Genomic DNA, 12409 nt, shown 5'->3' with positions numbered 1-12409 from the left:
CGACCTGAACGCCGACGGTGCCCGGTCAGGCCTCGGGGGCCGGGACCACGCTGAGGTGGCTCGCCGTACGGCGCGCGGCGCGCGTCCTTCGGGGCACGGGGGCGGGGCGGCTGGTGCGCAGCACCATCGTCAGCCGGGTGTACCCCATGTCGTGCAGGGTCCTCGGGGTGTCGTCGACGATGCGGCACTCCGTGGCGCCCCAGCGCGGATCGGGGTGCAGCAGGGACCGGACCGCCCCGTCGTGCTCGACGGCCTCCTCGCCGACCGCTCGGATCCAGTGCGGCAGCCCGTGGCGGTAGGCGGCCTCCATGATCGGATCCTGGGCGATCTCGCGGCGGATCGCCTGGAGCCCGTGGTCGTGACCGTGCCGCTCCACGGCCGCGGCGAAGCGGGCGAGCATCGGCAGGCACCAGCCGGCCTCGTGGTCCCCGAGGACCGAGGGGGCGTCCGGATGGAAGAGGACGAAACGCAGGAAGTTGTCGCCGGGCAGGGCCGTCGGATGCGGGCCCACCTCCCGGAAAAGTGACGCGAAAGCGTCGTTGGAGAGAACGACGTCCCAGCGGTGGTCGAGGACGACGGACGGGAAGGGGACGGCCTCCAGGTATGCGGCGTAGTCGTGCAGGTACGCCTGGGCCTCGAGACTCTCGGGGACGGGCCGCGGTACGGACCGCTGCCCTCCTGCCTGATGTGCCATCGGGAGGTCACCCCTCTTGCCTATGCGGCCTTCACGCGGCGCCCCGATCCTGCTGCCCCGACGCGAGCGGTGTCAACTATCGTGGCATTCCGTGCTGGTTGACGGCTGAAATTGGCCACAGTTGTGGCGAGACCTGGATGTGAGTTCGAAAGACCGGTTACTCTCCACGCAGTTCACGGCGACCGTCTGTTTTGGTGATCGTGTGCCTGTGAGAGGGACGTGAGAGACCTAGGAGACCTGTCGGTGTCGGGAGATGGCTTCGAGGTTCCGGGCGCCGCGGCGACGGTGCTGATGTCGGCCGTCGTCGCCCGTGTCGCCGCGCTCGCCGACCGGCTCGGCGTGCCGCACGCGGAGGTCTTCGGCACCGGTCGGCTGTCCGTCGCCTCCGGTGTGCCGGAGTCGGTGGTCAAGGCCCTGCTGAGCGGCCGGCCCGCCGGTGAGCCCGATGTGCAGGCCCGCTTCCTGCAACGCCTGGACCTGCTGCGCCGTACCCGGCTGAAGCCGAACGGCCGCAAGTACACCCAGCAGGAGATCGCCGACGGCGCCGGCATGTCGCGCCAGCAGGCGGGCGCCCTCATCAACGGCGACCGGCGGCCCACCATGGAGCACTGCGACGCCCTCCAGCGCTTCTTCCGGGTGCACGCCGGCTTTCTCACGGCCGAGGACCCCGAGGCGCTCGCGGGGGCCCTCCAGCACATCGAGCAGGAGCTGCTGCAGAAGCTCGCCGCACGGGAGGCGGCCGCGACCGCCGAGGACCCGCTGGAGCGGCTGCTGCAGGACCACGGCGTGCGCGGAATCGCCTGGCGGGCCGCCCAGCTGCCCACCGACCAGCACCGCGACAAGGTCGCCGAGTGGCTGGACATGCTCCTGGAGAGCGTGAAGCGGCCCGAGTCGTGATCCGGGGGAGAACTGTGAGCATCGCCAGGGAAATGCGCCGTCTCAGCGGCGAGTTGGTCGCGGAACTGACCCTGCCGGCCCCCGCCGTGCCGGCCGACCTGTACACCGCCCTGTGCGACGGGATGAGCAGACGGCGGGGCCGCCCCGTGCACTTCCGCATGGCCCCCTTCCCGGCCGACACCGCCAGCGGGCTGTGGCTCGACATGGCCGACCAGGACCTCGTCGTCATCGAGGAACGCACCGCTCCGGAGCACCAGCTGGTGATCCTGGGCCACGAGCTGTGGCACATGAAGGCGGGCCACTGCGGCCATCACGTCGAGGGCGCCGCGGTCGCGGCCCGTTTACTCAGCGACGGCGCGGATCTCCGGGCGACGGTGCGCAGCGTCGCCGCGCGCACCCGTTTCGACCTGACGGACGAGAGGGAGGCCGAGAGCTTCGGCCTGCTGCTGGCCAGCAAGTGCCGTACCTGGCTCCCGGGTTCGTCACCGCGGGAGCGGGGCCAGCGGGACCACCTGGCCGGCCGCATCGAGGCCTCGCTGGGCTATCTGGGGCCGTAACACCGCCCCTTCCGGCCGCCCGGACGTCGACCGGCCTCCCCGGTACGGCCGTCACTACGGTCGTCGCGTACGGCCGTCACGTCGCGTCGCCCACGGTCGTCAGGTCGCGCTGCGCTCGCTCGCCTCCCGCAGGTCCCGTTCCGTGCCGTCCGGCGCACCCGTCGTCCCCGTCTTGGGCCTGCCCTCGCGCAGGAGCCCGCGCCAGTGGTCGCGGTTCCAGTGAGCCGGGGCCGTGGAGCGGGTGAACTCCTCGACGAGGGCGCGGAACCGGGCGGGGTCGCTGTGGAACGGGAAGTGGCCGGCCCCCTCGAAGATCTCCAGCCGGCTGCCCGGCATCGCCTCGTGGGCCTCGTACGCGTGCCGCACCGGCACCACGCTGTCCCGGTCGCCCCACAGCAGCATCGTCGGCATGCCGGCCGTCAGATAGCAGCGGTCGAGCATGGTCACGACCTGGCCGCGCCAGTCGACGACCGCGCGCAGGGTGCGGACGAAGGCGTTGCGCGCGGTCTCGTCCGGCAGGGCGTCGACGAGGTGGAGCAGGTCGGGGGCGTCCTGGCCGAGACCGGTGTCCAGCAGTCTCATCAGGGAGACGGCGAGACCGACGTGGAACCGCGCCCCCGGCAACCGGAGGGCGGACAGCGCGAGATGGGCGCCCGGCAGCGAGACCAGCCGCAGCGCGGGGTTGACCTCCCGGCCGACTCCGCCCGCGCTGACCAGGATCAGCCGTTCGGTGCGTTCGGGGAACTGGTAGGCGAACTGCATCGCCACTCCCCCGCCCAGCGAGTGCCCGACCAGGGTCGCCGACTCGATGCCGAGCGTGCTGAGCAGATCGCGCAGGCCGTTGGCGTACGCGGCCACCGAGTAGTCGGCCCGGGGCTTGTCGGAGGCGCCGTGGCCGAGGAGGTCGGGGGCGATGACGGTGTGGGTGCGGGCCAGGTCGGGGATCAGTTCCGCCCAGGTCCGCGAGGAGTCGCCGATGCCGTGGACGAGGACCAGCGCCGGGCCCTCGCCGGCCATGCGGAAGGCACGCCGGTATCCGTGCACGACCCGGTGCCGCAGCTCCGGTTGCGCTTCGCCCACCGGGCGCGGCCGGGTGACGCGCGCCGGGCGCCACCGCGGGACATCGACCACCTGCTCGCCTCCTGCACGCCTGGCCGCCGGCGGTCCGCCGAAAGCTCTTCATCTCAGCGTAGAACCCCTTCCCGCCAGGGGATTTCAAGGAGGTTTCACCTCCGCTAAGCGGGCGAACCGAGGCCGGGTCAGGCCGGATTGTCAGTGGTGGGCGGCAAGCTGGGGGGTGCGCCAGCCGCATGGGGGCGTACGCGCCGTCGGGCGCGGGGGACACGACGCCGACACGGGGAGAGCCGACCGATGCCCACTGCCGTACTGACCGACCGCGAGCGCACCGCCGTACAGGCCTACCTACGGCTGCTGCACACCGTACGGGCCGCCTTCGGCGACGAGGGGGACGGCGAGAGGGCCGGCGCCCAGGATCCGCCGGAGGACCGGCTGCCCCCGGTGGTCCCGCCCGCCGTCCTGGCCGAGGCGGAGCAGGCCCTGGCCGCCGCGGGACTTGCGGGCAACGAGGAGGAGTTCTTCCGGCTGCTGCACAACTGGTGCCCGGGCCGGTGACCGCCGGGGGCGGACCTCGCCCCGGTCGTGGTGCACGGTGACCCGCCGGGGGCGGACCTCCCTCGCCTCAGTCGTGGTGCACGGTGACCGCCGGGGCGGACCTCGCCTCAGTCGTGGTGCACGGTGACCGCCGTGGCCACCAGCCCCCGCCGGACGCTCCAGCGGCCGTCGAAGTGCCCGAGCCGGTGGCCGCCGACCACCGGCCCGGGGACGAGCAGCCGGGCGCGGAAGACGCCGTGCGAGCCCCCGGCAGCCCCGGTCGCGGAGGCCGGGGCGGGGGCCGGGGCGAGATCGATGTCCGCCTCACTGAAGTCCAGCCACTTGCGGGTGAGCGGGAACCACGCCTTGTAGACGGACTCCTTGGCGCTGAACAGCAGCCGGTCCCAGTGCACCTCGGGGAACTCGGCAGCCTGCCTTCCCAGCCGCTCCGCCTCGGCGGGCAGGGCGACGGCGGACAGGACGCCGTCGGGCAGCGGCTCGTGGGGTTCGGCGTCGATGCCGAGGGAGGCCAGGTCGGCGGCGCGGACCAGGGCGGCCGCGCAGTAGTCCGCGCAGTGGGTCATGCTGCCCGTCAGGCCGTCCGGCCACTGCGGGGCGCCGCGCTCGCCCGGCAGCACGGGCTGCGCGGGCACGCCGAGCTTCTCCATGGCGCGCCGGGCGCAGGAACGCACGATGGTGAACTCGCGGCGGCGCTTGGCGACCGCCCGCGCCACCAGTGCCTCCTCCTGCGGGTACAGGGGCGCGTTCCCGAACTCGCGGACGCCCTCCTCGCCGAAGGCCTCGACCGCCACGACCGACTCGGGCAACAGATCCCCGATCACTCGGCTCCCGCCTCCCCGGGCAGGATGCGGCGCAGCCGGCCGGGCGGCTGCGCCCGCTTGCGCCATTCGCGGGGATAGCCGACCGACACCTCCTCGAAGCGGACGCCCTCGTGCCAGGTGGTCCGTGGGATGTGCAGGTGGCCGTAGACCATGGTCTCGATCCGGAACCTGCGGTGCCAGTCCGCCGTCAGAGCGGTGCCGCACCACATGGCGAACTCGGGGTGCCACAGCACGTCCATCGGGTGCCGGTGCAGCGGATAGTGGTTGACGGGGACGACGGGCACGCCGTCGGGGATCTCGGCGAGCCGCCGTTCGGTCTCGGCGACGCGCGCCCGGCACCAGGCCTCACGGCTGGGATACGGATCGGGGTGCAGCAGGTACTCGTCGTTGCAGACGATGCCGGTGCCCTTCGCGTAGGCCAGCCCCTCCTCCTTGGTGGCGCAGCCGGCCGGGAGGAACGAGTAGTCGTACAGCAGGAACAGCGGCGCGACCGCCACCGGACCGCCGGGGCCCTCCCAGAGCGGGTAGGGGTCCTCCGGCGTGGTGACGCCCAGGTCGCGGCAGACCTCGACGAGGTACTCGTAACGGGCGACTCCGCGCAGGGTGACCGGGTCCGTGGGAGGGGTCCACAGCTCGTGGTTGCCGGGCGCCCAGACGACCCTGCGGAAACGGCCGGCGAGGGTCTTCAGTGCCCACCGGATGTCGGCGACGTTCTCCGAGACGTCACCTGCGACCAGCAGCCAGTCCTCGTCCGACTCCGGGGCCATGGCCTCGACCAGCGCGCGGTTCTCCGGATAGCCGATGTGCAGATCACTGATGGCCAGCAGCCGCCCGGCGCCACCGGCCGTCGACGTCACCTTCCGCCCCCGCTCACGAGCCCACTCCCCCGCATCCTCACGCATACACCTGGGCCACCACGAGAACACATTCGCGCGCGCGGTACAAGGACGGTCCGGGTCCTCCGCCGGACCCGGACACGGCTCCACCTGCGCCGTGGCGCCCCCTACCCGAACACGCGCCCCACGTGAACAAGATCGGAAAATCCGTAACACGGGCGTTGCACGCCGCACCCCCGGGAAGCCGTATGATCGCCCCAACACCACCGCCATGGACGACCCTTCCACAGGGCGGTTTGGTGACCCTCCAATCCCCCTGCCCGGGCCGGGCCCGCTTTGCCCTGCCCGCGAACCGTGAAAGGCGGCCTGCATGGTCTCTCGCGTACGCGTCTGGCTCAACCGCACGTACGCGGAGAACGTGTTCTTCACGGATCAGCTGCGACGAAATCCCAGTGACCGCGCGGTCGAGATCCACGCCACGCACGGTGACGCCGACTCCCCCGTCCTGGCCGCCGCCGACACCGCCGAACTGGAGCCGGAGGGCCTCTCCCCGGCCGCGTACGTCGAGTACGCCCTCGCGCAGTGCAGGCGCCGCAGTATCGACGTGTTCGTGCCCCGGCTGCACCAGGCGGCCGTCGTGGCGCACCGGGCCGACTTCGACGCGGTCGGCACGGCCCTGCTGGCGCCGCCGCCGGAGGCCGTCGCCGTCTTCCACGACAAGGTGATCGCGTACGAGGCCGTGCAGGCGATCGGCGTGCCCGTGCCGCCATGGTTCCGGGTCCGGACGGCGGAGGAACTCGTCGCCGCTGTAGGGGAGTTGGAGGAGGCGGGGCACCGGGCGTGCTTCAAGCCGGCGTCCGGTGCGGGCGGGGTGGGTTTCCGCATGATCACCCGCACCCCCTTCTCGCTGACGCACCTCAGCGGCTTCCCGAGCCCGTACGTCCAGCTCGACATGGTGGTCGAGGCGCTGAAGCGGGCGGAGGACCAGGGTGAGGAGCAGATCGACTGGCTGGTCATGCCGCGCCTGGAGCAGCCGGAGGTGTCCGTGGACTGCCTCACCGGTCCGGACAACATCCTGCGGATGGCCATCGGCCGGACGAAGAACGGCCGCCGCCGGGGCTTCACCCTGCACGAGCAGTGGCTGGAGCCGGCGCGTCTCATCGCGGAGGGCTTCGGCCTGCACTACCTGTCCAACATCCAGTTCCGGATGTTCGGCGACCGGCCGGTCCTGATGGACGTCAACACCCGCCCGGCCGGCGGGCTCCACCAGCTGTCGCTGTGCGGTGTCAACGCCCCTTGGGCAGCTGTGCAGTTGGCGCTCGGCGAGGACCCGGGCGAGATCGTGCCGCGGTTCCTGGGGCAGGACTACACGGTGGTGTCGGGGCCGCGTCCGCTGCGCGCGGTCACGCTGCCGCACCAGCGGGTGGAGGAGACCGCCGAGCCGCTGCTGCCGGCCGTGCCCGCACCCGCGGACTCCGTCGAGGTGACCACGGCGGGCGCCGCGCAGGCACTGCCGCTCTAGAGAAGACGGCTCCCGGAGAGCTCGAGCTGCGGGAAGACCGGGCCCGGAAAGAACAAGTAGGACATTCCACCCACCGGTATGGACCAATTCCGTCTTCCGCCTTGACAGGCGGATTGGTCCATACCAACTTTGTTGCGCACCCCCTTGCACTCCCCTGCACTCCCGAACACCCCCATTCCTTCAGGGAGAACGCGTGCGCACCAGACCCTTCGGACGCCCATGGCGTCGCTTCCTCGCCCTGCTCGGCACCGCCGGTCTCGCCCTCGCCGGGGCCGTCGCGCTGCCGGGCACCGCCCAGGCGGCCAACATCCTCACCAACCCCGGTCTCGAGTCGGGGGCCCTCTCGCCCTGGTCCTGCACCGGCAACCTCGGCTCCGTCGTCTCCTCACCCACGCACGGCGGCTCCAAGGCCCTTGCCGGGGCGGTGAGTTCGAGCGACATCGCCAAGTGCAGCCAGACCGTCCCGGTCCAGCCGGGCACCACGTACGCGCTCACCGGCTGGGTGCGCGGCTCCTACGTCTACCTCGGTGTCGACGGCGGCGCCTCCACGTGGACGTCGTCACCGTCGGCGTACAGCCTGCTGTCGGTGTCCTTCACCACCGGGGCCTCGCAGACCAGCGCCACCATCTACACGCACGGCTGGTACGCCCAGGGCACCTACTACGCCGACGACGTCAGCCTGGACGGACCGGGCGGCGGAGGCGGGTCGGACACCCAGGCGCCGACCGCGCCGGGCGCTCTGACCTCGACCGGCAAGACGTCCTCCAGCGTGTCGCTGTCCTGGAACGCCTCCAGCGACAACGTCGGCGTCACGGGATACGACGTGTACAGCGGGTCCGCCAGGGTCCTCACCGTCTCGGGTACCTCCGCCACGGTCAGCGGACTGTCCGCGAGCACCGGGTACACGTTCACGGTGAAGGCACGCGACGCGGCCGGCAACACCTCCGGGGCATCCAACTCCGTGAGTGTGACGACGAACGCGGGCGGCGGTGGCGGGACCGGCTTCAAGCAGGCCGCGCCCTATCTGTTCGAGGGCTGGGGCGACCCGCCGAGCGTGTCCACGGTGATGAGCTCGACCGGCATCAAGTGGTTCACGATGGCGTTCATGCTGGACGGCGGCGGGTGCAACCCGATGTGGGACAGCAACCGGCCGCTGACCGGCGGGGTCGACCAGAGCGTCATCAACCAGGTCCGCTCGGCGGGCGGCGACATCGTCCCCTCGTTCGGCGGCTGGCAGGGCAGCAAGCTCGGCGCCAACTGCTCCTCGGCGAGCGCGCTGGCGGCCGCGCTCCAGAAGGTGATCGACGCCTACTCCCTCAAGGCGATCGACATGGACATCGAGAACACGGACGAGTTCGAGAACGAGGCCGTGCAGGCGCGGATCCTCACCGCGCTGAAGACGGTCAAGGCCAACAACCCCGGTCTGAAGACCATCGTCACCTTCGGGACGTCCACGACCGGGCCGACCTACTACGGCAACCGTCTCATCGAGCAGGCCAAGTCGCTCGGCGCCGACATCGACGTCTTCACCATCATGCCGTTCGACTTCGGCGGCGGTGCGGACATGTACGGCAACACCGTGAACGCCACGGAGGGGTTGAAGAACAAGCTCAAGTCGACCTTCGGCTGGGACGACGCGACCGCCTACGCCCACATCGGCATCTCCGGCATGAACGGCCTGTCGGACCAGCAGGAGAACACCACCCCGGCGATCTGGACCCAGATCCGTGACTGGGCCAACTCCCACCACATCGCCCGGCTCGCCTACTGGGCCGTCAACCGCGACCGGCCCTGCCCGGGCGGTGGCGTGGTGAGCAACTGCTCCGGCATCAGCCAGAGCACCTGGCAGTTCACCTCGATCACGGCCGGCTTCACCGGCTGAGCGTCCCGGACGCGCGCGGAAGTCCCCCGGACCACCGTCCGGGGGACTTTTTCGGCTCAGGGTGTATCAGGATCCGGGGGGCTCGCTCTTAAGAGTGAAGGGCCCCACGGGGGAGCAACCGGGGAAGCACGGGGCTCCAGGGGGAAGCACAGGGATCCACGGGGGAAGTCCGGGAATCGACGGGGGGTTCCCGGCGGTACGGGGGATCGGGTCGGTTGGCCGCTGTCACGGGGAGCGGCCGACCGGCCCGAACAGCTGTGCCCCGCCGGCGCTGTGCCCCGCCGGCGCTGTGCCCCGCCGGCGCTGTGCCCCGCCGGCACTGTGCCCCGCCGGTCGTATCGCCGACCCGGCAGCCCCACGCGATCCCGGCCCGGCCCGGCCGGACCCGGTGCCGTGCCGGTGCAACCCTGGTTCACCGACCGGGGCGGGCGCGCACGGGATCGCGCCCGCCCCGGGGCCGTCACCGACGGCCGTCGGCGGCGCGCTCCAGACGGAGTGTCAGGATCTGGAACGGCCGCAGTACGACGGCGATCGTGCCGTCCTCGCCGACGGCCGCGGGCTCCAGCGGCCGTTCCAGCAGGTCGGTCACCTGGGCGGCGGCCAACGGGAAGCCGGTACGCAGGGTGCCGGTCGAACGGCCGCCGCGCGACTCGTAGAGCCGGACGACGACATCCCCGGACTCGTCGTCGGCGAGCTTCACCGCCTCGACGGTGACCCCGGCGCCGTCCACCGACACGACGGGTTCGGGGGTGGTGTCCGGCGCGTCGGCCACGCGCAGCGGGAGGTTGAGGGAATAGCCCTCGGCGACCGCGTCCTCGATGCTCGCGCCGGGGAGCAGCGCGTAGCTGAAACGGTGCCTGCCCTGGTCGGCCTCGGGGTCCGGGATCCGCGGCGCGCGGACCAGGCTGAGGCGGACGGTGGTGGTCGTGCCGCCGTCCTCGCGGACCGTGCGGGAGACGTCGTGGCCGTAGGTGGAGTCGTTGATGACCGCGACGCCGTAACCGGGCTCGCCGATGTGCACCCAGCGGTGACCGGAGACCTCGAAGCGGGCCGCCTCCCAGCTGGTGTTGGTGTGGGTGGGGCGCTGGATGTGGCCGAACTGGATCTCGGCGGAGGAGTGCGGGGCCCGGATGTCCACCGGGAAGGCCGCCTTGAGGATCTTCTCGGCCTCGTGCCAGTCGATGTCGGTCTCGAAGTCGACGCGGGGGCTGCCGGCGCGGAGCGTGATGGTCTGGGTGATCGTCGAGCCCTTGCCGAAGGAGCGCGTGACGCGGATCGCGCCGACGAGCGGGTCCTCCTCGACGACGGTCACCTCGTCCGGCTCCAGCAGGTCGGTGTACCGGTTCCGGTAGTGCTTGTCGATGTCCCAGGCGTCCCAGCAGTTCGGGAGGTCGGTGTGCAGACGCAGCAGGTTGCCCTGGCCGGCGAGGACTTCGCGGTCGGCCCTCAGGTCGTACACGGACGACAGTGTGCCGTCCTGCGCGACCTGCACGCGGACCAGCCCGTTGTCGAGGACCCGCCCGGAGACCGTCACCGGCCGCGGGGGTTCCGCGCCGGTCAGCGGCGCGCTGCCGCTCGCGGGCACCTCCACGTAGGCCGGCGCGCCCTCGGGCGTGCGGACCACCTCGGCCCGGCCGCAGGGACTGGTGTTGAACACCCGGAGCGAGCCGTCCCGCCGTCCGCCGTCCCGCCGTCCGCCGCCCAGCGCGGCGACCGCCTCGGCCGTCAGCGCCTCCAGCTCCTCGGCGACCCGCGCGTACTCGGCCTCCGCCTCGCGGTGCACCCAGGCGATCGAGGAACCCGGCAGGATGTCGTGGAACTGGTGCAGCAGCACCGTCTTCCAGAGCCGGTCGAGCTTCGCGTACGGGTAGGCGTAGCCCGGCGCGTGCAGGGCGGCCGTCGTCGCCCACAACTCCGCCTCGCGCAGCCTGTGTTCGCTGCGCCGGTTGCCCTGCTTGGTGCGGGCCTGGGTGGTGTAGGTGGCCCGGTGCAGCTCCAGGTAGAGCTCGCCGACCCAGACGGGCGCGTCCTGGTACTCCGCTCGGGCCTTGGCGAAGAAGTCGTCGGGGTGCTCGACGACGACCTTCGGCGAGCCCTCCAGGTCGGCGAGCCGGCGCGCCCGTTCCATGATCTCGCGGGTGGGGCCGCCGCCGCCGTCGCCCCAGCCGAAGGGGGCGAGGGAGCGCGTACCGCCGCCCTTCTCCGCGTAGTTGCGCACGGCGCGGTCCATCTCCTCGCCGCTGAACCGCGCGTTGTAGGTGTCGACGGGCGGGAAGTGCGTGAAGATGCGGGTGCCGTCGATGCCCTCCCACCAGAAGGTGTGGTGGGGGAACTTGTTCGTCTGGTTCCAGGAGATCTTCTGGGTGAGGAACCAGTCGTTCCCGGCGAGCTTGGCCAGCTGCGGGTAGGCGGCGTTGTAGCCGAAGGAGTCCGGCAGCCAGACGCCCTTGGTCTCGATGCCGAAGTGCTCGATGAAGAACCGCTTGCCGTGGACCAGCTGGCGGGCGATCGCCTCGCCGCCGGGCAGGTTGCCGTCGGACTCGACCCACATGCCGCCGACCGGGGCCCACTGCCCCTTCTTCACCGACTCCTGGATGCGCGCCCACACCTGCGGGTAGTTGTCGCGCACCCACTCGTACTGCTGGGCCTGCGAGCAGGCGAAGATGAAGTCGTCGTACTCCTCGGCGAGCGAGGTGACGTTGGAGAAGGTGCGGGAGGTCTTGCGCTTCGTCTCGCGGATCGGCCACAGCCAGGCCGAGTCGATGTGCGCGTGACCGACGCCGGAGATGGTGTGGGCGCTGGCGTGTGCGGGGCTGGCCAGCACCGGCGCGAGGACCTCGCGGACCGCCGCGGCGCTGCCGGAGACGTCGTCCAGGTCGAGGGCGTCCATGGCCCGGTCCAGGGCGTGCATGATCTCGTGCCGGCGCGGCTCGTGCTCGCCGAGGTGGACCATGAGTTCGCGCAGCACCTGGAGGTCCAGGTCGAGGTGCCAGACGTCCTCGTCGAGAACGGCGATGTCGGCACGGCGGAAGGTGTACAGCGGCCGGTCGCCCGCCGTCAGGACGTCGCCCAGCAGGGTCGGGCCCGCGAAGTCGTTCGCCAGGATGTCCGGGTTGGAGGCCGCCTCGACCAGGTAGTCGATGCTCTCCCCGCCCGTCGCCGGGTTGCCGATGGGCACGTACTGGTTGAGCGGGTTGACCGCCTTCAGCGGCGTTCCGTCGGCGAGGTGGACGAGGGCCTCGGCCTGGTTGCCGGGCCAGTCGCCCACGAAACCGAGGTCGATGACGGCCTCGACGCGCTTGCCGGCCCACTCGGCGGGCACCTGCCCGCGCATCCGGAACCAGGTGGTGCCCCAGGGCGGGCCCCACGGGGTGTCCATCGTGAAGGGCTCGTAGGCGGCGGCCGCGGCCTCCGCGAAGGGGACGGGCTCCCCCGGCGCCTGCCAGGCCTGGACATCGAAGGGCACGCGGGCCGCGTAGATCGCGGGCTTGACGCGCTGGTTGTGGACGCGCTCGACGCGCTCCTCGATGCGGCGGCGTTCGTCATGCATGGCACATCTCCAGACAGG

10 protein-coding genes are annotated in these 12409 nt (G+C 71.9%); 5 read left to right on the top strand and 5 right to left on the bottom strand.

Going from position 1 to position 12409, the window contains the following annotated elements; all coding sequences use genetic code 11:
- Window positions 1–25: 25 nt before the first annotated feature.
- Window positions 26–694, bottom strand: a complete 669-nt coding sequence (locus tag QF030_RS33705) for an MmyB family transcriptional regulator (protein WP_307166333.1) — start codon at window positions 692–694, stop codon at window positions 26–28.
- Between the two features lie 291 nt (window positions 695–985).
- On the opposite strand from QF030_RS33705, the gene QF030_RS33700 reads away from it, so the two are divergent.
- Entirely contained in the window at window positions 986–1591 is a 606-nt protein-coding gene (locus QF030_RS33700) for a helix-turn-helix domain-containing protein (protein ID WP_373428933.1), read from the top strand.
- A gap of 32 nt (window positions 1592–1623) precedes the next feature.
- Window positions 1624–2148, top strand: coding sequence for a toxin-antitoxin system, toxin component (locus QF030_RS33695; protein WP_307167784.1), 525 nt, complete (start codon window positions 1624–1626; stop codon window positions 2146–2148).
- A 99-nt stretch (window positions 2149–2247) separates the two neighbouring features.
- Here the strand turns inward: QF030_RS33695 and QF030_RS33690 are convergent, their stop codons facing one another.
- Complete coding sequence (locus QF030_RS33690) at window positions 2248–3279, bottom strand: alpha/beta fold hydrolase (protein WP_307166332.1); 1032 nt, start codon at window positions 3277–3279, stop codon at window positions 2248–2250.
- A 240-nt stretch (window positions 3280–3519) separates the two neighbouring features.
- On the opposite strand from QF030_RS33690, the gene QF030_RS33685 reads away from it, so the two are divergent.
- Window positions 3520–3780, top strand: a complete 261-nt coding sequence (locus tag QF030_RS33685) for a hypothetical protein (protein WP_307166331.1) — start codon at window positions 3520–3522, stop codon at window positions 3778–3780.
- 107 nt (window positions 3781–3887) lie between these two features.
- On the opposite strand, the gene QF030_RS33680 is transcribed toward QF030_RS33685, so the two are convergent.
- Entirely contained in the window at window positions 3888–4601 is a 714-nt protein-coding gene (locus tag QF030_RS33680) for a 4'-phosphopantetheinyl transferase family protein (RefSeq protein WP_307166330.1), read from the bottom strand.
- Window positions 4598–5458 (bottom strand): metallophosphoesterase family protein, encoded by an 861-nt coding sequence (locus QF030_RS33675; RefSeq protein ID WP_307167783.1) that lies wholly within the window; start codon window positions 5456–5458, stop codon window positions 4598–4600. The genes QF030_RS33680 and QF030_RS33675 overlap by 4 nt, the downstream gene beginning before the upstream one ends.
- Before the next feature lie 349 nt (window positions 5459–5807).
- Here QF030_RS33675 and QF030_RS33670 point away from each other — a divergent pair, with 349 nt between their 5' ends.
- Window positions 5808–6959, top strand: a complete 1152-nt coding sequence (locus QF030_RS33670; protein ID WP_307166329.1) for an ATP-grasp domain-containing protein — start codon at window positions 5808–5810, stop codon at window positions 6957–6959.
- Window positions 6960–7152: 193 nt separating this feature from the next.
- Window positions 7153–8841, top strand: a complete 1689-nt coding sequence (locus QF030_RS33665; RefSeq protein ID WP_307166328.1) for a fibronectin type III domain-containing protein — start codon at window positions 7153–7155, stop codon at window positions 8839–8841.
- A gap of 460 nt (window positions 8842–9301) precedes the next feature.
- On the opposite strand, the gene QF030_RS33660 is transcribed toward QF030_RS33665, so the two are convergent.
- Window positions 9302–12391, bottom strand: a complete 3090-nt coding sequence (locus QF030_RS33660; protein WP_307166327.1) for an alpha-mannosidase — start codon at window positions 12389–12391, stop codon at window positions 9302–9304.
- Window positions 12392–12409: the final 18 nt, after the last annotated feature.

Source organism: Streptomyces rishiriensis (genome assembly GCF_030815485.1).
In the GTDB taxonomy this organism is placed as follows: Bacteria; Actinomycetota; Actinomycetes; order Streptomycetales; family Streptomycetaceae; genus Streptomyces; species Streptomyces rishiriensis_A.
This window is presented reverse-complemented; position numbering and strand designations above follow the sequence as displayed.